General features: G+C 64.4%; 10 protein-coding genes. 3 read left to right on the top strand and 7 right to left on the bottom strand.

Annotated features, from left to right (window positions below; genetic code table 11):
- Positions 1-147: 147 nt before the first annotated feature.
- The 7 genes from P272_RS0101495 to P272_RS08550 all read right to left on the bottom strand — a co-directional run bounded on the left by P272_RS0101495 (position 148) and on the right by P272_RS08550 (position 13,683).
- Positions 148-441 carry a WXG100 family type VII secretion target gene (locus tag P272_RS0101495; RefSeq protein ID WP_029677804.1) on the bottom strand — a complete coding sequence of 98 codons (294 nt, stop codon included), beginning with the start codon at positions 439-441 and terminating at the stop codon, positions 148-150.
- 691 nt (positions 442-1,132) lie between these two features.
- Complete coding sequence (gene dapA / locus P272_RS0101485; RefSeq protein ID WP_029677801.1) at positions 1,133-2,038, bottom strand: 4-hydroxy-tetrahydrodipicolinate synthase; 906 nt, start codon at positions 2,036-2,038, stop codon at positions 1,133-1,135.
- Positions 2,039-2,078: 40 nt separating this feature from the next.
- A complete protein-coding gene (gene dapB / locus P272_RS0101480) occupies positions 2,079-2,816 on the bottom strand; it encodes a 4-hydroxy-tetrahydrodipicolinate reductase (RefSeq protein WP_029677800.1) in 738 nt (245 codons plus the stop codon).
- A 32-nt stretch (positions 2,817-2,848) separates the two neighbouring features.
- Positions 2,849-4,159, bottom strand: coding sequence for an MFS transporter (locus tag P272_RS0101475; RefSeq protein ID WP_044097634.1), 1,311 nt, complete (start codon positions 4,157-4,159; stop codon positions 2,849-2,851).
- Complete coding sequence (locus tag P272_RS0101470; protein ID WP_044097633.1) at positions 4,146-4,886, bottom strand: GNAT family N-acetyltransferase; 741 nt, start codon at positions 4,884-4,886, stop codon at positions 4,146-4,148. The genes P272_RS0101475 and P272_RS0101470 overlap by 14 nt, the downstream gene beginning before the upstream one ends.
- A 128-nt stretch (positions 4,887-5,014) precedes the next feature.
- Positions 5,015-9,055 carry a UvrD-helicase domain-containing protein gene (locus tag P272_RS0101465; RefSeq protein WP_029677797.1) on the bottom strand — a complete coding sequence of 1,347 codons (4,041 nt, stop codon included), beginning with the start codon at positions 9,053-9,055 and terminating at the stop codon, positions 5,015-5,017.
- Positions 9,052-13,683, bottom strand: a complete 4,632-nt coding sequence (locus P272_RS08550) for a PD-(D/E)XK nuclease family protein (RefSeq protein WP_044097632.1) — start codon at positions 13,681-13,683, stop codon at positions 9,052-9,054. The genes P272_RS0101465 and P272_RS08550 overlap by 4 nt, the downstream gene beginning before the upstream one ends.
- A gap of 155 nt (positions 13,684-13,838) precedes the next feature.
- Here P272_RS08550 and P272_RS0101455 point away from each other — a divergent pair, with 155 nt between their 5' ends.
- The 3 genes from P272_RS0101455 (at position 13,839) to P272_RS08800 (ending at position 22,554) form a co-directional block, all read left to right on the top strand.
- On the top strand, positions 13,839-15,407 hold the full coding sequence (locus P272_RS0101455; protein ID WP_172636681.1) for a serine/threonine-protein kinase: 1,569 nt from the start codon (positions 13,839-13,841) through the stop codon (positions 15,405-15,407).
- Positions 15,408-15,592: 185 nt separating this feature from the next.
- A complete protein-coding gene (locus tag P272_RS0101450; protein ID WP_029677794.1) occupies positions 15,593-21,025 on the top strand; it encodes an Ig-like domain-containing protein in 5,433 nt (1,810 codons plus the stop codon).
- Positions 21,026-21,027: 2 nt separating this feature from the next.
- Complete coding sequence (locus P272_RS08800) at positions 21,028-22,554, top strand: AAA family ATPase (protein WP_425332915.1); 1,527 nt, start codon at positions 21,028-21,030, stop codon at positions 22,552-22,554.

Here is a 22,554-nt window from a genome sequence, read left to right as displayed (position 1 = left end):
TAGGCCTAGACAGCTCCATCGCCCGCGATGTCTTGTCTTAGAGACAAGAATGCCAAAATGCACCTATACACGTCTTAAGCAACTATGCCCCACCTGCTAACACACCCGCAGGCGCAAAGGCGCATATTTCCCTCGCAGACAGAGGTTCTATTGCAAAGAACTGGCCAGCTGGCTATCCAGATCAGACAGCGACTGCTTGGTCTTGTTCAGGAAGTCCTCCATGCCGTTCAAACCATCGACGGTCTGGGTGGCTCCTTTTGTGAATTCCTCATAAGACTGCTGGAAAGCGCCGGAGGCACGGTCCGTCACGAATCCGCTTGCGACAAGGGCATCAATCTTGCTCTTCAAGGCATTCAATTCGGAGACGAGTGTATCGTGCCCATTCTTCAAATCGTTGACAGCGCCGTCCAAATCACCATAAGTAACCGATACATTTGCCATAGCATTCCCTCCTATGCACGAATCAGCTGAAACATACCGCTAAAAAACAATCAGCTTCCTCAACCGACAAGAAAAGTTTATCACGGACCGGGCATTTCGCCTAATCAAGATGGCACTCGAATCCGCAAAATTGCAAAAATATTGGTTTTTATGACCCGACTACCTTCCGGAATCCCGCCGACATTGGTACCACATCCGCCGGGCTATCGCTATGTCCGCATTTTGGACAGATGGACCACTTCGTCCATGTGCTATATGAGCGGGAGGCTTCTTCACCCCCGGTAGCCGTCAAGGCAAGCGCCTGCAGCCATGATGCCCATGAACTCTTCTTGAGAGAGAAGTAGGCCCTCGATCTGGGAGTGAGGATGGACAGCGCCCTTTACAGCGCCCGCACCATTGGCATCATCCACTGCATGCCAGCCGGAGAGCCAATGAGACAAATCGGGGCAGGTCCCCGTCTGGTTAACCTCCAATCAATCCGCAACGACAGCCAAGCCGGAAACATCTGGAATCCGCGGAAATCCAAGAGGATGATCAAAATCCAGTGACGGACCATGGATATCGGGAAGACCAGGGCCACAAACCAGCGAGAGGATTCAGCCAACAACAAGCAACGGTTTGCTCCCATCTGCTGCGCCCGGCGACGTGGCTGGAGAGAAGGGGCGATGGCATCGTCGCTTTCAGAACTGATTCAGATCAGCCCGGCAGCCTTCATGCCCTTTCGAGCAAGAGCCACCTGATCCTCATCGGGACCCAGATTGGGCAGCCTCATGGCGGTCTGATCCAGCCTGCCGGCCGCCTTCAGGGCAGCCTTGGCCATGACCGCCTGCTGCCCCTGGCCGTTCAGAGCCTGGACCAGCGGGTCCAGACGCACGGCCAGATCCCGTGCGCCATCTAGGTCCCCGGCATCGAAGTCGTCGGCCAGACGCTTCATCGGTCCGGAGGCCACGTGGGCAATCACCGAAATGACGCCGACCGCACCCAAAGCCAGGAAAGGCAGAAAAAGCCCGTCATCACCTGAATACCAGGTCAGGCCGGTCTCCCGACGTTTGCGGGGCATGGAAGCCAGGTCGCCCGTAGCATCCTTGACGGCCTCCACATGCGGCAATCCGGCAAGACGACGATAGGTATCCACAGTCACGTGCAACCCGGTCCGTCCAGGCACATCATAGAGGATAACCGGCCGATCAGCCGACCGGCAGACCGAACGGAAATGCGCCACCACACCATCCTGGGAAGGCCGCGAATAGTAGGGCATGACCACCAACAGGGCATCCGCCCCGGCCTCCTGGACCATCTCCACCATGCGCACCGTGTGCGCCGTGTCATTGGAGCCCGCACCCGAAATGACCGGCACATCGACGGCATCCTTGACGGCCTTGACCAGGTTGACCTTCTCCTCCATGTGGGTGACGGGAGACTCGCCTGTGGTGCCGTTGACCAGGATGCCGTCGGCCCCATCGGCCACCAGGGTGCGGGCCAGATTGGCGGCAGCCTCGTAATTCACGGATCCGTCTTTGTTCATAGGCGTGACCATGGCGGGGATCACCCGGCCAAATGGGGCAGAAGGAAGCAGATGGGCAACGGTCTCAGTCATATCTTCACGCTCCTTGCAGACGGGGATGCTCTTGCGGATATCAGAACAGATAGTGGTCCAGGCCTACAGTCAGTCCGGGAATACTCCCAGCACGGCGCACGGCCAGGAGGACTCCGGGCATGAAGGAGACGCGCTCAAAGCTGTCTGCGCGGATGGTCAGTTGCTCGCCGGGGTTGCCCATGAGGATCTCCTCGTGCGCGTTCAGGCCCCGCAGCCGGACGGCATGCACATGAACACCGTCAACCACCCGGCCCCTGGAAGCATCAGCCTGCTGGGTCGCGTCGGGCATGGGACCCATGCCAGCCTGACGGCGGGCTTCGGCAATGGCGGAAGCAGTACCCAGAGCCGTGCCAGAGGGGGCGTCGACCTTGTCGGGATGGTGCATCTCGACCACCTCGGCCGACTCGAAGTAACGGGCTGCCATGGCTGCGAATCGGTCAGCCAGCACCGCAGAAATGGCGAAGTTGGGAGCGATGAAAACGCTGAGCCCGGGATGTCCGTCCAGGGCCTGCCTGACCTGGTCCAGGCGCTCCTTGGTCCAACCGGTGGTGCCGATTACGGAGTGGACCCCCTGCCCTATCAGGGTCAGGGTGTTGCTAAGGACGGCATCGGGGCTGGTGAAGTCGACCGCCACATCCGTGTTGCTCGGATTGATGGCCGCCGGATCATCGCCCGGGCCCAGCAGCAGGGCCGTCTGCATATCCTGCGCGTCATTCAGAGCACGCACCACCTCGGTTCCCATGCGTCCGTCTGCGCCCAGCACCGATACGCGAATCATCGGCTGCCTCCTTCTCGACTGTTCATTTCATTTCACTGTGCATTTTCGGTCTTTTTCACGACCATACCCCTCCTGCGGCTCCTGGCCCAGCCCAACAGGGCCAGAGGGACAGCGCAGCAGGTGACCACCGCCGGAATGGTCATGCCGCCGTGGGGTCCGAACTGATCCAGGGCGACTCCAGCCAGGGTGGATCCCAGGGAGGTGCCGATGGATCCGCCGGTGGACAGCCAGGAGAGCCCCTCGGTCAGGGCCCTGGCATCCACGTTCTCGCGCACGATCAGGTTGCCGGTGGCGAAGATGGGCGAGACGCACAGGCCGGTCAGCACCTCGGCCAGACCCAGCAGGATCAGATTGTCCATGACCAGGCGAAAGACCACATAGCCCAGGGTCAGCAGCACCAGGAAGGTCGTCAGATAGCGCCAGCGGGATCCTTTGAGCCTGACCGAGCCGAAAATGAGCGCCCCGCACAGGGAACCCAGGGCGAACAGGGCCAGCTGCAGACCCACCGCACCCTCGCGGCCCATGGACTTGGTCAGGGCGGTCACCGAGACGTCCACCGCCGAGAAGCTCATGTTGAAGACGACGAAGATCACCACCAGCAGAAGGATGCCCGGGTAGACCAGAGCCGAGCGGGAGCCCTGGTGGCTGTCAGTGTCACTGGGCAGGACGTCCCCATGGGTGTCCACCGGCGAATGATCCGCCGCAGACTGGTTAACGGTCTCCATACGAACGACGGCCGGAGGCTCGGTGGAACGCATGGCGAAGAAGGTCAGTCCGCCGGCCAGCAGGGCCAGGGCAGGCAGGTAGAGCTGGGAGACCGGGCTGACCGAGGTTGCCAGGTAGGCGGAGAGGATGGGGCCCAGGATGAAGACGCACTCGTCCAGGCCAGACTCCAAGGCGTAGGCGGTGTTGAGCAGATTGGTCTTGTCATCGCGCAGCACCCAAGCCCAGCGGGTGCGCACCAGGGCTCCGAAGGCGAACTGGGTCAGGCCCATCAGGGCCGCCAGCACAAAGAGCACTCCCAGGGGAACCCGGCGCATGGCACCCACGGCAAATCCCAGGATGGCCAGAGCCTGCACGATCAGGGCGGTCACGCCGACCCGACGCTGGCCGAACCGGTCGAACAGGCGGGCGTAGAAGGGGGTGACCAGGGCCGCGCAGAGCGTGTAGACGGCACTCATCAGACCGGCCGAGGTCCAGTTGTCATAGATGTGGTTCAAGGCCAGTACGATGCCCAGACCCATCATGCCCAGGGGCAGGCGGGCCAGAACGGCCGACAGGCAGAAGCCGGCGGCGCCCGGATAGGTGAACAGGCGCAGGAAGGGGGATTTAGCGGCCGCCACGGTCACCGTCCTTGCCCAGCTGGTCGCTCACACGGCCGCCGTAGATGAAGATGTCGTCGATTCCCTCGAAGAACTGCGGGTCGTCGGAAGGGTCGCGCCCGGCGAAGGCTGCATGGTCCCGCCCCTTGAGCTCGGCCAGCCGCTCCATGCCCTGGTGATCGTAGAAGCCCACATCGCAAGAAGAGTCCGTATGCAGGTAGAAGCGCTCGATGCCCGCCTGGTCCAGATGCTCCAAGGTGTCACGCCACAGTGCACCGCCCACGCCGCGGCCCCGGGCACGGCTGGAGACCAGGAAGAGCCTCAGTTCGGCCTGGGGCGGGACTGCCAAACCGCACTTCTCTTCCAGCTTGACCTCGGTCAGCTGCCACTGGCGGGCTCGGTCCAGGGTCTGAGCGCCCAGCGTCGTGGCGGACAGCTGCTGGTCCACTCGGTCCAGCTCCTCTTGGGCCTGGGGGAAGCACAGTTCGCCACGCCCCTCGGCCAGCAGGGTCACCCCCAGAAAGTTCTGCCCATCAACGGCTATCCGGGCCCTGGTGGCACCCACCAGGTAATGCAGGATGAAGTGGGCGGCACTCAGCCGCGAAACAGTCCCTTCAGGATCCTCCTGCACCTTCCAGGTGGCGTCGAAGGTCCCCACCAGGTCGGGCATATCCGCCCAGACCATAGGTCTTATTTCCACGCTCCCCCTCCGCTGGGAGGCCTGGTCGTGACTACTGGACGTTGTCATCTGTCTCATTGCTCCATTCGGGCGTGCCCGGCCCCTCGACGGCCCTTGGCCGTCTGCCGATCGCCTGCTGTTCATGATTGCTGATGCGCGGCACCCATCGCCCTTGTCCGGCGGGGTCTGCTGCAGACTCAGTCCTCGTCCGACTGCTCGGGTATGCCCTCGGCCAGGGATGTGAGAATTTCTTCTTCGGTCCTGGCACGGGCCCTGATGAGTCGATCCTGGGGCCGGTCTTCGCTTACATAATAAAGGCAGGCGTCGATGGTCGACAGGCCGATACCCTCCAAGCGTGACAGGAGCAGCCGGTAGAAGTCCAGCTGAACCAGACGGCGGTTGGTCGACTCCTCCCCACGGGGTCGGGCTCCGGTCTTCCAGTCCACAATCGTGTAGCGCAAATCCGGGCGATCCGGGTCCAGTCCGCCTGCGAAGACCGCATCCAGCTTGCCCTTGACGATCTGGCCTGCCAGCACCGCGACGATGGGCCGTTCCACCCAGACGGGGGTGCGCTGGGCCCAATCGGACTCAGCCAGTCGCTGCTCCCAGGTCAGCAGACGGGCCTTAACGGGATCGGTCTTGGAATCCAAGGACTCCCGCTCCTGGTCAAGCCCGGCCAGCATGCGGGCCCTCTCAGCCATGGCACCAGGACCCAGCGGACCATCAAGCAGATTCGGTGCTTCCGCCTGATCCGGCAGGTCCACCAGTCCTTGGGGGGCGGAAATGTCGGGAAGGATGAAGCGCCTGGCCCAGTCGTGGAAGCGGGTGCCCGCCTCGGCCTGCGGGGAGGCCACCTTGGGTATGGGTCTGACCAGCCCCTGCCAGTAATCCCTCTCCATCTTGGGATCGCCCCCTGCCGAACCGGCCTGGATGGCGGTGACACTGCTAGCCCCATGCCCCAGGATCCGACGGCCGGTGCGCCGCAGCAGATCCAGGTCCGTGAGCAGCTGGTCGTCAGATACCCCCAGACGACCCGTGCTGACCTGGAGGACACGGACTGCATTGGCATAGAGCCCGTCATCGCCCTCCTCAGGGATCTCCTGGTCGCCTGGTTCCCCGGCGCGCGCCCAGGCGGCCGAGCGATTCAGGGCTTCGCGTGTGCGTGCATTCAGAACCGGAGGCCAGAGCGCCTGATCACGCTCGCCGTCTCGGGCGGCGACCTGGTCCACCTCTTCCAGGGCACGGTCAACGATGGCCTGACGGTAGGACTGGGCGTTCTCACCGACAAAGAGCCCCAGGGGTGGCGTTGGCTGACCCTCCTGGGCATCCTCTGCCTGCTCCAGCTTGATCGCATCGGGCTCTTCTTGGAAGAGCTCCACCAGTTCGGTCCAGAAATTGGAGGCCTTATCCGGGTCCGGAGCCGGCGTGTTCAAAGCAGCAGACTCCGCCTGGGAATCCTGGCTGAAGGTCAGCAGAAGATCATGCCGGGCCCTGGTCGCCGCCACATAGATCAGCCGTCGCTCGTCGTCCAGCAGCCGACGGCCGTACTGTTCGCGCTGAGAGGGGGCGATGGCATCAGCCCGGACAGGGCGGGCCTGGTCATCAAGCCCGCTCTCCCGAGACAGGCCCATGGCCTCCTCCTCCAAGCCCGCAAGGTCCAGCCGACCCAGCAGGTCTTCGGGGTCAGCTCCCAGGGGGGCATCATGAGGAAAGCGGGGCAGGATCATGGCATCAGCCCGGACCGGCACCGGCACGGACTGGGGATCGACCAGCCAGGTACGAGCCGTGCAGTTGTACTGGTAGACCGGGCCATCCGGGGATTGGACAACCGGCTGGTCCGAGGCTGGCTTGACCGTGAGCCGGTCGCCCTGGCTGCTGGGGAATGCTCCACGCTTGAGCCCGACCACCGCTACGGCATCCCACTCCAGACCCTTGGCCTGGTGGACGGTCATCAGGGCCACGTCGGCCTGTCGGTCGTCCCCGTCAGTGGGCATTTCAGGGCTCTGGTCCAGGGAGGACAGCCAGGAGACGAACCCACGTAGGCTGGGCCCCAGGCCCTGGGGCAGCTCGGACAGATAGACATCCACCTGGTCCAGCAGGGCCTGAATGCCTGCCTTGGCCTGGCTGGGCTCCAGAGGACGTTCAGGATTGGCCAGGGAACGGGCCAGCACCAGGTCAACGTCCAGGTCCAGGGCACGGATGGCGGCGATGACCACCTGGCGCAGGGGGGCCGAGGACTCGGCCTGGACCTGGCAGATGACCCGGGCGGCTTCGGCGGCCAGGACCCGTCCCCTGGCAGAGAGCCCGGAGTTCTTCAAGAGGTCTGGCAGGTCATCACGCAGAAGCAGGTCCACCAGGAAGACGTCGTTGGGAACCTGGTCACGGTAACGGTGTAGATCCTCGCGACGGCGGCGCGGATCGGGGTCGGACTCGACCAGGCCGGCCCGGACCAGGGCCCGGTACTGGCTGTCCTCGTTGACCTTGGCGGCCAGGGAGGCCAGAGCACTCAGATCGGCCGCGTCCATGCCGAACCGGGCCGAGGCCAGCAGGCGCATCAGGGAATCGCTGTCGGTGTGGTCGCATATCAGGGAGAGCAGGGCCCGCAAATCCATGACCTCGGGCCGGTCGAAGAGAGAGGAGTACCCGACGACCTGGCAACTCAGTCCCGCAGCCTCCATGGCCTGACGGTACCTGGGCAGGGCGGCCTTGGAGCGGAAGAGGACAGCCACGTGCGGCGCGTCACCTTGGTTGCCATAGAGCTCGCGGGCTCTGAGGGCGAACCTGACCACGCCATCGATCTCCTGGCCACCGGTGCTGTAGCCCAAGAGACCCACGGTACCCGGGTCAGCGTCCTCACGAGGACGGAGCCTGGCCACGTCCACCTCGCGCAGTTCCGCTTCCGACCGGCTCTCCTGGCCCCGATGGCGCAAGGGGACGGTCAGCTGGTTGGCGGCCTTGAGCACCCAGCTGGAGTTGCGGAAGGTGCGCGACAGGGTCAGCGGGTCCTGGTCCTGCGAGCGCCCAAAGGCTGTCACGCCAGATAGAGGACCACTGCCGGAGTCGGGTCGGTCGGCCAACATGCCGAACTGGGCCTGGAAGGTGCGGAAGGCCCCGGGACTGGCCCCACGCCAGGCATAAATGGACTGGAAGGGGTCGCCCACGGCGGTCACGGCCGACCTGCCGGGAGCCTGGTCCGCACTCCCCTGATTCTCCTGCCGATTCTGCGGGTGGAAGATAGCCGCCAGAAGCAGGGCCTGGGTGGTGGAGGTGTCCTGGTATTCATCTAGAAAGACGTGGCTGTAGCGGCGTCGCAGCTGGGCGCTGATGGAGGGGAAACGCTCGACCAGCTGGAAGGCGGCCAAGGTGAAGTCGCCGAACTCGGCCATGTTGGCCTGGCGCTTGGCACGCTGGTAGTCCTGGACAAGGGTCAGCAGCTTCTCGCGTGTCAGGACGGCCCGTCGCATGGCATCCACCCGGTAGAGGCGAATACTCTGCCGCTTGTCTCGGAAGTCCTTGATTTTACCCTGATAGTGCTCGTCGGTCTCCTTCTTGCTTCGCTTGGGCGGTGACGTGCTGACTGTGGGCTCGGTGTCCGGCACAGGCTGGTCGCCGATGAGCTGGTCCGCACGATCCACAAAGGCACGGTCCCAGGCGCGGATTCGCTCCACAGCCTGGTCGAAATCCGGGCAGTCGCTGCTGATCATGGAGGTGGTCACCGCCCCGGTCAGCCCCAGAACCCGGTTGACCGTGGTCGAGAAGGTGGCGGAGCCCAGGTCGTCGGAGTCGCCATCCTGCGCCGAGGAACCGGCGGGAAAGATCAGATCCAGATGGTCGGCGACCACCTGGGAAGCCAACTGGTAGGCTCCTGCCGAACTCAGGGGACGGGTGTCCTGATCCATACCCACCAGTAGGCCGTACTGGCGCACGATGGACTGGAAGAAGGCGTCATAGGTGGACACGGTCGGCTTGAGGAAGTTGCGTTCGGGATCCATGCCCGAGGCGCCTCCGCCCTGGTCGCGTCGGATGACCGCCGCACCCACCCTGGACTGGAGTTCGGAGGCAGCTTTGCGGGTAAAGGTCAGTCCAAGAATCTGCTCGGAGGGCACTCCGCGACGTATCAGGGCGATGATCCGGCTGGTCATGGTCATGGTCTTGCCCGAGCCGGCGCCAGCCACCACCAGAAGATCCTCATTGACATCCGCATCGACGATGGCGGACTGTTCGGCAGTCTGCTTCATTCCTGATCCTCCAGTAGATTGGGCGCCACCAATTGCCATGCCTGACATTCCTGGCCATTGCTGGCCCGATGGCAACGGGCAGGGTCAAAGACCGCATCATCCCGGCCAGCCGTCAGCTTGACCCCGGCAGCGAAGAAGACCCTGGCTATCATGGTCAGCCCCCATACAGCCTGGGAGGAGACTCTGGAGGCTCGGACCATGGCCCACAGGTCCGCATCCACCCCGGGCGGAACTTGATCCGGCAGGTCCGCAGGCTCGGCCTTGGACTTGAGCGGGGAGGGCATGCCGGTTCTGGGCTGAGCGACAGTGACCAGCCTGTCACGCTCGAACAGTGGCGGCTGGTAGGCCATCTCCTCCCGGCGCAGCCCCGTCTGCACATCCTTGGGCGGGGCCTGCAGCTGCAAAAGCAGGGACTGACTCAGCTTCATCCCCTCGGTCCTGTCCAGATCGGGAGCCTGGGGCAGGCTCCAGGCAGCCCCCACCTCCGGGCTGCTGCCGGGTGTGGGCGGGAAGGCCAGGCCCAGCTGATAACAGACCAGCTGCAGATCGTTGAAGAGCTTTCCCTGGGTATAGGGGACCCTGCCGGTCTTGTAGTCCACCAGCCGCAGACGGATGCCCTCGGGCAGGGACCTGACCTCCAGACGGTCTATGCGGCCGGTCAGCCTGACCGTGGTCCTGGCATCCAGGGCTGAAGGGAAGCCGTCGACCAGGCCGGACATCAGGGCGAAGAGCCCGTCGGCATCCAAGGGCTTGTCAGGGAAAGTGGCCTTCCAAAGAGGGACCAGGTCCTCCATGGACAGGCTGACATCGAAGGATCGCTCGCTCTGCACACCCAGCAGATCACCGACCGGTACCGGGCTCTTGCCATCCAGGCCGTATTCGGAATCCGAGGAGCGGACGAAATAAGAGGCCAGGTTGTCCAGGATGGACTCCACCCGGCTGCTGCGGCCGCGCTGGTCATAGAGCTCGTCTGGGTCCCGCAGGCGTTGTTCCTGGGGAGCCAGATCCTGGTAGATGCCCAGAAGCGCATCCCGCACCTGCTGCTGGCGGGCATCAGGATCGCCTTGGCCGGGACGGTCCAAACCCTGGGCTGTACCCTCGCTAGCCACCTTGTGTATCAGTGAGCCGAACTCCGTGGGCACCCTGGATGGGGATGGGCCGGAGAACTGATCGCCCAGGGCCCACTCCAGGGGGCAGTTCCAGATGGCATCGACCGCCGAGGGCGAGAGCAAAACCACCTGGCGGTCGGATCGGTGTTCATGGCGGTGCTCATGACCCCGGTCACCGTTTTGTATTCGATCTGCCTGCCCGGCTTGATTGACGGAAGCAGGCGCAGGCCGGGAAACATGGTCTCTTTCAGTAACCGATGCGACGCCCGCGGCAGCGGTCACAGCCCTTGACACGGCAGCCTGTTCAACCGAAACCTCTTTATCCGGGACTTGGCCAACTGCGGACTGTTTATCTGGGGCATGCCGATCCAAGGCCGGCCCAACCGTGGACTGCCCGTCTGGGACATGCTGATCCAATGTCGGCTCGGCAACACCATCCTCATCATTCTTGTCATCATTGTTGTAGAGGAAAGGCCAATGCCGTGGATCGGCCGAGTCCTGGCCCTGGTCGGCCAGCAAACGCAAGGTTTGCACGGCATCGTCCACTCGGTCACGGTCGACCTGGTCCTGCGGAAGCAACGCCTGAACAGCCAGGATGGATCGGGCGGCCGCAGTCAGGCCCCTAGGAGACACCTCCAGTCCCCCATAGCGCTCACTGCCGCCTGAGCCAGCGCCGACCATGCTGAACTCGGCCTGACTCATATCGGCGGTGCGTGGATAGCGTTCGGGCAGGTAGCCGTAGAGAAAGTCTGAAGGAACCAGGTCATCGTTCCAGACCGCACTGATGCGCACCTGGGTTCGGGCCCGGGTCAGCGCCTCCAGAAAACCCTTCTTCTCGGCGTAAAGGATGGAGCGCAGGGCAGGATCGTGGCTGAGCGTGTCCGCCAGGGGGTCACCAATGCGGTCGTGCAGGACCAGGTCGGCCAGCTCCTCGGCTCCGAACATGGTGTCGCGGGGAATCAGATTGGGCCAGACACCGTCCTGGACAGCGGGCAGCCAGACCAGGGGCCAGTCGGTGGCCAGAGCAGCAGCGCCGGCGGGTGTGGTCAGAGTGACGGCGTGCTCGATGGGCCCGATCCGCGCCAGGGAGTCGGCCTCGATCTGCATGGTGCGCACCTGGTCCATGAAAGCCTCGACCGTGGGGAAACGACGGGAGCCGGCCGCGTACTGGAAGAGCCGCATGAGCGCGTCCAGACGGTCGTTGGCCTCCTCCCCCTCCTGGGTGGCCATCAAGGCCCTTCGCTGCCAGTCGTCGGCAAGATCCAGGCTCCGCCAGGCCTCCCAGAGCACATATTGGGGCTGACGGTCCTCAAGGACGCTGATGCGGCTGGCTGTCAGATGCAGAACCTGCAGGGCCTTGTCCAGGACCTGAACGTCAGGATCCTCCCGGCGGCCTCCGGCGATGGCGGTCATGGTCTCCAGGATGATTCCCGAGGATCGGTCATCCGGGTCCAGAACCAGCAGGGTCTCCAGGGCTTGGACAGAAAGAATGGCTGGCCGCTGAGCATCCCGGTCTCCCAGATCCACCGGTTGATCGGGGGCCGAGGCAGTGGAGAAGGGACCAGGCCCGCCCCCTGGCTCGGGGGAATCGTGCCCGGTCAACAGGGAGTCGTCAACGCTGATGCCGGATGAATGAACCCGCTGAGCCCGCCGCTCGGCCAGGTCCTTAACCCAGGTCTGCCAGGCCTGTCCCAGGAGCGGCAAATCATTCAAAGTGCCTGATGTGTCCGGATCGCTCCCCTGCTGACCGGACAGGGGGGCCAAGGCGGCCATGGTCTCCATGATGGACTCCAGGCGTTCCATCCTGACGGGACGCTCTGCACGAGCGGCAGTTGCGGGAACCCGGAAGAGGGGGCCGGCCATCAGGGTGCGCAGGCGCGAACGAATCCAGGCGGCCACCTGGACCGGATCGTCCGGGTCGCTTCCGGCGGTAGTGGGATCCAGTACCGACTGGGCTAGCTCGACCAGGGCGAAGAGACCCTGGATGGCAGGCTCCTGGCTGAGCGGACGGGTCACCGAGGAGAAGCGCACCGGCACACCCTGAACGCGCAGCTTACGGCCCAAGGTGCGCAGGGTCATGTTGTCGTGGGCGATGACGGCCATGTCGTTCCAGTCACGCTTCTCGGCCAGAAACTCATGCTTGATTTGCCAGACCAGGTCGTCGTCCTCCTGGTCGGGGGTGTGGAAGAGCCTGGTCTGCACGCTGCCGTCGCGGATGAGACTGTCGCCGTCGGTCAGGGGCGCCACCGGTCCGGCGCCGGGCCAGGCGGGCAGCTTGCCGGGTCTGGTCGGCAGGGGGGTATCGTTCTCCTCGACCCCGGCTATGCCCAGGCTGACCCTGGCAGCCACCAGATCGGCGTAGGAACCCGGAGCCGCCGGGTCGGACCCCTGGCCGCTTTCGGTATGCTCTGCGGCTGCCTTCGGAGCCACCATCCTCCGGGGTTTCAGGGTCACGTTGGCGGCGCCCAGACAGGCGAAGTCCCGGGCCAGAAGAGGGGCGGAGGCACCTCGCATGGGTTTGGACAAGACCGTCAGGCGAGTGGCCAAGAATTCCGGGTAGGAGCCGCGGAAGGACTGGACCGACTGGTCGGGATTGCCCACCAGAAGAAGTCGGCAACCGGCCTGGTTCAAACCCTGCAGCAGGTCCATACCAGCCAGGGTGATGTCCTGCCAGTCGTCCACGACCAGCAGGTCAGGCAGGTCGTCATCAGCCAACCCGTCCAGGCTACGGGAGGCTTCGACCATAAGCATGGAGGGGTCCAGACGGAATTCATTCGGGTAACTCTCGGTGATGCTCTGGCGGTATTCGTCCTCCAGGGCGAAGGCCAACCGCCACTGCAGACCCAGGCGGTCGCGGCGGTCGGGGTCCATGGGCTGGACTGCCAGGGCATCAAGAAGCTGGTCCCGGTCCCCCCTGTCCAGTCCCAATTCCGTCATGCGTGCAAACATGTCCCGCAGCTGGGCGATGAACCTGTCGGCGACCCCGACGACCCGTCCCTGCCCGTCGCCGATCAGGACGGAGGACCAACCCGCCCCGTTGCGGAAGTAGCGTTCCAGGAGTCGGCAGACCGCGCAGTCGTCCCCGGCCTGGACATGCTGCAGGTGAGCAGTCATGACCTGCCTGAGCAGGGCATCCTCCTCGGCACCGTTGAGCAGTCTGGGCAGGAGCGGATCGCGGCCACCCTGGACCAGCCGGGACCGTGTCAGCAGGCGAAAAGCCAGGGCTTGCAGGGTGCCCACAGGTCGGGTGCGGTCGGACCTGCCCCACTTGAGAATGACCTGACGGCTGACCTGGTCGGCCGCAATCCTACCTGATACGGCCATACTGGCACCGTCGCCGAACTGCTCCATACCGGCCAGCAGGGCCTGAGTAGCCAGCTTGGTTTTGCCGCTGCGGGGAGGACCAGCCACCACCAGGGCCCGGGTGGGCCGGCCCTCCTCGTTCTGGAGCCGATCGCCGATAAGGGCACGGACCGGTTCCATGGCCTCTTGCGGATCCACCGGTGGCTGCTTGCTCATAGCTACAAGAATAGGGTCCGGCATGGTCCATCTACAGGGTCCGGAACCCGCTGGTCCGGGACTGTCCGCGAGAGGTTGAAAGGATGCCTGATCGGGAGCGTCGTGCTGTTATCGTGGATAGCAGTTCTCAGGCAGTCCTTAGGAGGTGATGTCCCTTGCAGCAGAATGGTTCCCAGGCCCGACACCCAGGTGCGGTTCCATCCATGGACGATGCGCCAGTGCTGCCCGGGCTGCGGCTTATGCGCCCCTTGGACCTGGGAGGCACCGCCGCCGTCTACCTGTACGAACAGGAGGGGCTCAACCGACCAGTGGCGGTCAAAGTGGCCCTCCAAGGCAGCATGGATCAGCAGACCCATCAGCTCTTTCTGCGCGAGGCCAAGACCATGGCCAAGCTCTCCACCCACCCCTGCATCCTGAGCATCCACCAGGCCCTGGTCAGCGATGACGGGCGGGATTGCCTGGTACTCGAATACGCCCCGGGCGGCAGCTGCAAGACCATCATGCTCAATGGGGGCATGGGCCAGCAAGGCGTGCTGGACCTGGGAGTACGCATGGCCTCGGCCCTCTACTGCGCCCATGAACGGGGGATCCTGCACCGGGACGTCAAACCCAGCAACTTCCTGATCACCGACCAGGGTCTGCCCGTCCTGGCCGACTTCGGCATCTCCTCGGGCATCTATGGAGGCGAACGGGCCGGCGGGCTTTCCATACCCTGGGCGGCCCCAGAGGTCCTGGAGAACCGCTCAGGAGGATCCGAGGCAAGCGACATCTACTCCCTGGGAGCCTCGCTCTTCGGCATGCTGGCCGGCCGCTCCCCCTACGAGTACGCCTACCGGGCCCGGGATGAGGATCACCTGGCCCAGCTGATCCTGACAGCGGAGACCCCGGTTCTGCACATGGGCGAGGCCTCCCCTGTGCTGGCCGCCGTCCTGGAGAAGGCCATGGCCCATGACCGGGACGACCGCTACTACTCGGCGCTGGAGTTCGGCCGCGCCCTCCAGGAGGTCCAGCAGGAGCTCTACGGGCATGCAACGCCCTTCATCGGCGAGGGAATCGATCCCTACCCCACGGCGGATGCACGCTCACAAGCCCAGACCGGGGCCATCGCAGGCCGAGGAGAAAATCGACCAGAGAATAAGGAGTCCGGCCACCCCTGGACCGAGGCAGGGGCCATCTCCCAACCACTTCTGCGCCCAGACAGGGAGGCGGTCCCTGATCATGGAGACAGCCAGGCCAAGTGGTTTCCCGGCGGCCGCCGCCGTCTGATCCTGCTGGCACTGATTCTCGCTGCCGTCCTGACCATAGTCCTGGTCTGCGCCCTGATTGTCGGCCTGCCGAACCATTTCGAACGCGGTTCACAGCCGACTACAGGCTCCTCCCAGGTCCAATCCCAACAGGTGCAGTCCCCGGACCCGACGGATTCGAGTGACCCCCAGGATCTGCAGGAGGGACCGGTTCCCTCGCCGACCCAGGGTCAGGGCCACTACCAGGGCACCACGGCTGTTTTCACCTGGGCCAATCCCGATCCCAAACCGGGAGACACCTATGTTTGGCATCCCCTTGACCAGGGCGGCGCCGGAGACCATGGCCGCAGCGTGCAGACCCGAGAGCCGACCGCCCGCATCGACAGTCCGCTGGGGGGCCAGACCTGCATCAGCGTCACCCTGGTGCGGGCCGACAGGAGCATGTCCCAGGAACCCACCATCATCTGCGCCGTCCAATGAACCCTCGGTGGATGAATTTTCACATTCGACCACCCCGACTTTCACAGACCGCCAGGACCTGGCAAACCAGCTAAAATCAGTCGTCAGAGAGAGCATCGACGGCGGTCCGGGATTAATTAAAAGGCAAAGACATAGGTCAGGCATCCTGGCCCGTGCAGCAGAGCAGGAAAGGAACCCAGGGAATTATGGACTTGCAGGGACGCTTCCTACGGATGCGCCGGACCGGGCTGCGCCTGCGGCGTACCCTGGCCGTCCGTTTCAAGAGCCCTGCCGCCATCCTGGCCGTAACGCTGACGGCGCTGGTCCTGCTCGTCCTGGGCGCCTTGTTCATGAATGGGGTGGACCGCCGAGCCGTCCAGGTGGACGACGGCAGCATCTGGATCGCCTCCGAGAACGAGCGCAAGGTCGCCCGGTTCAAACCCGACATCGGCGAGGCGGACGTGGCCCTGTCGACGGGCACGGACCACTTCGACCTCGCCCAGAGCGGATACGCGGTCATCCTGGGCCGTGAAGGAGGCATGGCTCCCATAGCGGCCTCCACCGCCACCCTGGGGGACACCACCCGGTCGGATGCCAGGGTGCAGCGAATGGTCAACGGGCCCACTCTGGTGCTCTTCCAGGCACGGACCGGCAAGGTCTGGGTGGGTCATGCCGCTTCTCCAGGAGATATGGACCCACAGCGCCGCGACCCCGTGCTGACCCTGGGATCCGGGGCTGCGGTCACCGCGGATGCGTCTGGAACCGTCTACGCCTACCGGCCCTCGGACGGGGTCGTGTTAAGAATCGACGGACCAGACTCCCGGGCCCACCGCGAGCTGGACTCACTGACTGACCACGCCCCCGTCCGGGCCACCGCATTCAGCGTCATCGACGGAAGACCTGTACTCCTGGCAGGTGATCGGCTCTACTGGCCCCAGGGATCCGTCCGGATACCGCATCGGGGAGACCTGCAGCTCCAGTCCACTCCAGTGGATATGGACCGCCAAGGACCTTGGGTGGGCCTGACTGATCAGGAAAGCGTCCACTTGATTAATCTTGACCATCCCCGGAATCAGGTCGAGACCGCACGCACCGGCGGCAGCGGCCAACCCGCCCAGCCGGTCTCCTCGGGCGGATGCGTTTGGACGGCCTGGGCCTCCTCCGGGCGGAATTTCCTACGACTGTGTGCAGCGGGGACAGCCGTGCCCAAAGTCCAGTCAAACCAGCCAAGTCCCACCACTCTGGAGGCCATCAGCCCCACCTCGGACCTGGTCTTCCGGGCCAACCACCGACGGGTCATCCTCAACGATGTGCTGACCGGCGATGTTTGGAACCCACAATCCTCCACCAAGGTGATCCGGCCGCAGTGGCAGACCATGGAAATCAAGCACACAGACAAAACCGATCAGCGCCAGGACTCTGCCGACAATCGCCAGCGGTTCGCGGCCACCTGTCGATCAGGTTCCCAACCCATCCAGGCCGAGGACGACAGTCTGGGCATTCGGACCGGTTCCAGAGCCCTGCTGGATCCCCTGCGCAACGACCACCAGACCGACTGCTCGGTTCTGCGAATCGAGGATGCGCGCAGCTCGCAGGGGAATCTGCATCTGACCCCGGTCATGAACGGCCGCTACCTGCAGGTGGATGCCAGCGATACACCCGTCGGCCGAGCCCGAATCAACTACTCCATCACCGACGGACGCGGCCAGGTCTCCTCGGCTGGCATCGACCTCAACATAGCCCCGGCCAGGATGGACCGAGGCGATCAGGCACCGGTCCAGAACGATACCCCGCCCGAATATGAGGTGGAGCAGGGCGCTACGACCACCGTCAACGCCTTGGCCGGGTTCGAAGATCCCGATGGGGATCCGCTGACCCTGGTCGGTGCCGAACCGATCAACTCCGATCGCATATCCCTGTCCACCAGGGCTGATGGGCAGCTGACCATGAGCGCCGGGTCGGCCACCTCCGGTCGGCTGGCCGTCAAAGTCACCGTTTCGGACGGGCTCATGAGCGGCCAGGGACTCATCTACTTCACCGTCAGACCCGTCAACACCCTGGCTCCGCTGGTCGATCCGGTCATCCGCCAGGCCACTCCCGGCCGAGAGGTCACCGTCGACCTGAGCAGGAGCGTACATGCCAATGCCGCTCAGCCCCTCCGCCTGATCCGGGTCGACAAGACTGATGGAATCCAGGTGGAGGTCAACGCCGAGAACCTTTCCTTCACCGCCACTGCCGCCAACCCGGGCACCTATTATGTGCCCTATCGGGTGGCCCAGGGTGACCAGGAGACCCAGGGACTGGTCAGGCTGGAGGTGGAACATGACCAGGGCGGATCCGCGCCGCCGGTTCCTGTCAACGATGTGGCACTGCTGGGGGCCGACCAGACCGCCATCGTCGATCCGCTCGACAACGATCTTGATCCCATGGGCGGAGTGCTGGCCCTGACCGATGTGCGCGTGGATCCGGACTCCGGCATCAAGGTAGGCATTGTGGACCACCGCCGGGTCTACCTGTCGGCAAGAAAAATCCCTACACGCCCGCTGAGCATCACCTACACGGTCGCCAACGCCGAAGGCAGCGCTCAGGGGACCATCGTCCTGCAGCCCCCTTCCTTGAGCAGGGCAGCCTCGGCTCCCAAGGCCCCGAATCTGACGGTTGGGGTCCGTTCATCGGGCCTGGTCACTGTTCCGGTCATGGATAAGGTCACCCACGCTGACGGAACCAGCATCACCCTGGACCAGCAGCTGACCACGGATCAGCAGAACTTTGCGGGACTGGCCTTCGTATCCGGGGATACGGTCAGGTATCAGGCCAGCGAGCGCACCGGGGACTTTCCCGCCACCTATACGGTCAGGGACGATCTGGGCAACGCAGCCTCTGGCATCATCACCTTCCAGGTGCACGCTTCCGACCCCGCCAGCAAGCCCGCACCCACCCCCAAGGACCTACGGGCCCAGGTGGCTGCCGGGACCAAGGTGCGCATCCCCGTCCCCCTGACCGGCATTGATCCGGACGGAGATTGCGACACCCTGTCAGGCCTGGGCAACCAGGCGCCCAGACTGGGCAGAATCGTCAAAGCCGGTGCCGACTACCTGATTTATGAGGCCTACCCCGACTCGCATGGCACTGACGAGTTCACCTACGCCGTGGAGGACTGGGTGGGGCAGCGTGCCCAGGCGCGCGTCCGTATTGGTGTCTTCCCAGACTCATCGGTGAGCGGAGTCTTCGCCCGGGACGACAAGGTCAGGCTGCGGCCCGGAACCGTCGCCGATGTGCCGGTCCTGCTCAACGACATCTCCGGGGACGACGAGCCCCTGAGCCTGGACCCCCATCTGGAGCGCCAGGGCCTGGACCAGGCCAGCGTAGAGGACGACATGATACGGCTGACCGCCCCCTCACAGCCAGGCACATCCTATCTGGTCTACGGGGCCCGCAACCGGGCAGGGCTGAGCGACCAGGCAACCCTGACCGTGGTCTCGGATCCCCAGGCCCCCATCCAGCCGCCCATAGCCCAGGATTACCAGGTGGCTCCCGAGGACACGGTGGACAAGCGCAGCGTGGAAGTCAATCTGACCGACTCCATCAGCAACCCATCCGGCACCCTCGACGACCTGCGCCTTGGGATTCATCCTAGTGCCCGTGCCCATGCCAGGATCGTAGGCGAAGCCGGCTCCACCAAGCTGGTCATCGACCTGACCGACCAGGCCAGGGCCGTGCCCTACACCGTCACCAACACCCGGTACAAGATCACTTCAATGGCCTTTGTGAAAGTCCCAGCCTACGGAGTATTCCCTCCGGTCCTAAGACCACGCGCTCCGGCCCTGAAAGTGAGGGCTGGGCAGAGCATCACCATCGACATCGCCGATCAGGTCAGGGTAGGTGCAGGCAAGACCGCACGGATCGTCTCCCGTCAGTCCGTCTCGGCCACCAAGTCCGACGGATCCGACCCCTACGTGGACGAGCACACCCTGAAGTTCACCGCCGCCAGGGATTATGCCGGCCCAGCCTCACTGACCTTTGCCGTTCGAGACGGGGATCCAGGCGGCCAGACCATCGTCAACGAGTCGGTGCTGACCCTGCCCATCACCGTGGTAGGCGGTAGGGCATCCCCACCGGTACTTTCGGCACCGGTCATCGATCTGGTGGCCGGGGAACCGGCACAGACCATCTCCCTGTCCGCCATGACCCGTTGGCCCCAGGGAAGCGATCCGGCCGACAGCACCTTCTCCTCCGGGGGCCCTCAGGGGCCGATCCATGCCAAGCTCAGTCCTCGGGGCCAACTGAACGTGGCCGCCGACAAGACCGCGACACCCGGCACCAAGGCCACCCTGCCGGTGACCATCACCAGTCCATCCGGCGATGTACATACGGTCCTGGCCTTCCGCATCGTGGCTACCACCCGACCTCTGGCTTCGGTCCCCTCACGTCAGGTAGGGCTCAAGGCCGGGCAGAGTCTGGAGCTGGACCTGTTCGACGGCGCCCTCAACCCCTTCCCCGACACTCCGTTGCGTTTGGTCGGCCTGGTCAGCGACGACACCTCACGTCTGACAGCCACCAACCTTGGCGACGGAAGGATTGCCATCAAAGCCGATCGCGACATCGGCGCCTCCACAAACACCATTCTGGCCACGGTCGAGGATGGCAGTCTGGATCCGGGACGCCGGGTCAGCGCCACCATCACGGTGGGCATCATCGACCGGCCGCAGGCCCCCAGAATGCTGGCGGGCGCCGCCCAGGCAGGCGACGGAACGGTTATCCTGGCCTGGGAGCCGGGTGCAGTCAACGGCAGTCCGGTGGACGAGTACCGGGTCTCCTACACCTCATCGGCAGGCTCGGGACAACGCTCCTGCGGCAATGCCGTCACCTGCCGGATTGACGGGCTGGCCAACGGCCATGACTATTCCTTCACCGTCCAAGCCCACAACCAGGTGGGCTGGTCCCCCGCCTCCTCTCCGGCAGCAGCCAGACCGGACGTGCTTCCCGGAGGCGTGCAGGGACTGACCGTGGACGGCGGCAGCAAGGAGACCCTGACCGTCACCTGGCGTCCGCCAGAGAATCATGGCTCACCCATCCAGGGCTATACAGTCCACGGAGAGGGTTCCGGCTGCGGTTCGCCACGATGGCGGTCGGCCACATCCACCAAGGCGGTCTTTGACGTAGGTCATGATGAGGCAGGAGGCACCTGTACAGTGAGCGTGACCCCAGCCAATATGGCCGGATCTGGTCCTGTGGCCTCAGCCTCCGGAGCCACCTGGTCTCATCCGGATCCGCCTGCATTCCAGACTCTGGAGTACCAGGGCAAGAACCAAGTCAAACTGACTCTGAACCCGGGCGCCGAACACGGCCGACCCTGCGCAGACATCCAGGTGAGTATCGATGGCCTCGACCCTGACAAGGCCTCCTGGACCCTGCCCTGCAACCAGCCGGAGGTCAGTGAAGTCATCACTCTGCCCGCTGGGTCTGCCAAGCCGGGCGCCACGCTGAACTTCCGTGCGGTCGCCCGCATCCGTGGAGTGGGGTCCGAAGGCCATTCACCCGCCGCCACCAAGGAGCTGACCCTCCCCAAGGATGCCGACAAGCCAAGCGACAAAACCCTTAACCCATCGGGGGTCCCATCAGCAGACAAGGATGAATGACCATGGATGAACGAAACGCACAGGAACCCATCCAGCAGGACGGCACCATCCCGGATGACGCGACCAGGAGGAGTACCCCCATGGCCGCCCGCGAGGCGGGCAACGAAAGCCGGCGGATCCCTGCCGACCGACTGGATGTACTGAAGCGGCAGCGCCAGGCTCTCATGGCAGGTTTGGGTCAGCAGGAATCCTCCCCGGAAGTGAACGACGACCGGACCCGACCCGGCCGCATCCCTGTGGCTGCCAGACAGGAATCCAGCACATCGGACCGCACCATGGTGGAAGACGGGACCATCCCCGTCCGCCAGCCGGTCCGTGACCTGTTCGCCCGGTCCTCGTCAGCTTCTGCAAGACCTGATCTGGTTGATGCGACCGATCAGTCCCGCAACCCCCAGCTGGAGCGGACCTCGGCCCCCAGATACGAAGTCAGGACCGACGAACCCAGGGGAGCAGAAAAGACCGGGCAGAACCAACAGCCTTTCACCGAGGCAGGAAACCAGGCAGCAGAAACCAGTCAGCAAAGACGAGCAGGCCAGGCCGGCAGCAACAGCCATACAGGAGGCAGCAGCCAGGCCGCCGTGGATGTGCCGACCTTCGCCAGCCTCTTCCGCTCCATCGTCGACAACGTCGGCCAGGCTGTGCTGGGCAAGGAGGAAACCATCGCCTTATGCGTCACCGCCCTGATCGCAGGAGGCCATGTGCTCCTGGAGGACAATCCGGGCACCGGTAAGACCCAGCTGTCACGCGCCCTGGCCGCCTCAATCGCGGTGGATTGCAAGCGAATCCAGTTCACCCCCGACCTGCTGCCTTCCGATCTGCTGGGGGTGACCTTCTACGACCAGTCTCAAGGACGATTCTCCTTCCGACCCGGTCCGGTCTTCGCCTCCCTGGTTCTGGCCGACGAGATCAACCGAGCCTCCCCCAAGACCCAGTCGGCCCTGCTGGAGGTCATGGAGGAGGGCCAGGTAACCGTGGATGGACGCACCTACCGCCTCCCCCGGCCATTCATGGTTATGGCCACCCAGAATCCCATCGAGCAGCTGGGTACCTATGCCCTGCCCGAAGCTCAGATGGACCGCTTTCTGATCCGCACCTCACTTGGGGCACCGGGGCACGATGCCAGCATGCGAATCCTTCAAGAGGCCGACATCCGCGACCGGGCCGGCCTGGTCGAACCGGTGGTCGACGCCGAACAGGTGGAGGCCATGGCCGCCTGCGCCTCCAAGGTCTTCTGCGATTCCTCCATCATGGAATACGTCATCCACATCATCGAAGCCACACGGCACAGCCCCGCCATCCTGGTCGGCTCCTCCATCAGAGGCGGACTTGCTCTGGTCCGTTGCGCCAGGATCCAGGCCTGTGCCCAGGGCCGCGACTACGTGATCCCCGATGATGTCAAGGACCTGGTCGACCCCATATTGGCCCACCGGCTGATTCTGACCGCTCAGAGCAGGCTGGCGGACATGGATGAACACCAGGCGCTGGCTGAAGCCCTGGCCAAGGTCCCCGTCCCCACAGGAGAGCAGTGA

It is taken from the genome of Bifidobacterium sp. 7101 (genome assembly GCF_000499285.1).
GTDB classification, from domain to species: domain Bacteria; phylum Actinomycetota; class Actinomycetes; order Actinomycetales; family Bifidobacteriaceae; genus Bombiscardovia; species Bombiscardovia apis_A.
This window is presented reverse-complemented; position numbering and strand designations above follow the sequence as displayed.

What these genes read in the sequence shown, in the direction of transcription:
- P272_RS0101470 (WP_044097633.1), bottom strand. Translation starts at nt 4,886, where the DNA reads ATGACAACGTCCAGTAGTCACGACCAGGCCTCCCAGCGGAGGGGGAGC.
- dapA (WP_029677801.1), bottom strand. Translation starts at nt 2,038, where the DNA reads ATGACTGAGACCGTTGCCCATCTGCTTCCTTCTGCCCCATTTGGCCGG.
- P272_RS08800 (WP_425332915.1), top strand. Translation starts at nt 21,028, where the DNA reads ATGGATGAACGAAACGCACAGGAACCCATCCAGCAGGACGGCACCATC.
- P272_RS0101450 (WP_029677794.1), top strand. Translation starts at nt 15,593, where the DNA reads ATGGACTTGCAGGGACGCTTCCTACGGATGCGCCGGACCGGGCTGCGC.
- P272_RS08550 (WP_044097632.1), bottom strand. Translation starts at nt 13,683, where the DNA reads ATGAGCAAGCAGCCACCGGTGGATCCGCAAGAGGCCATGGAACCGGTC.
- dapB (WP_029677800.1), bottom strand. Translation starts at nt 2,816, where the DNA reads ATGATTCGCGTATCGGTGCTGGGCGCAGACGGACGCATGGGAACCGAG.
- P272_RS0101465 (WP_029677797.1), bottom strand. Translation starts at nt 9,055, where the DNA reads ATGAAGCAGACTGCCGAACAGTCCGCCATCGTCGATGCGGATGTCAAT.
- P272_RS0101495 (WP_029677804.1), bottom strand. Translation starts at nt 441, where the DNA reads ATGGCAAATGTATCGGTTACTTATGGTGATTTGGACGGCGCTGTCAAC.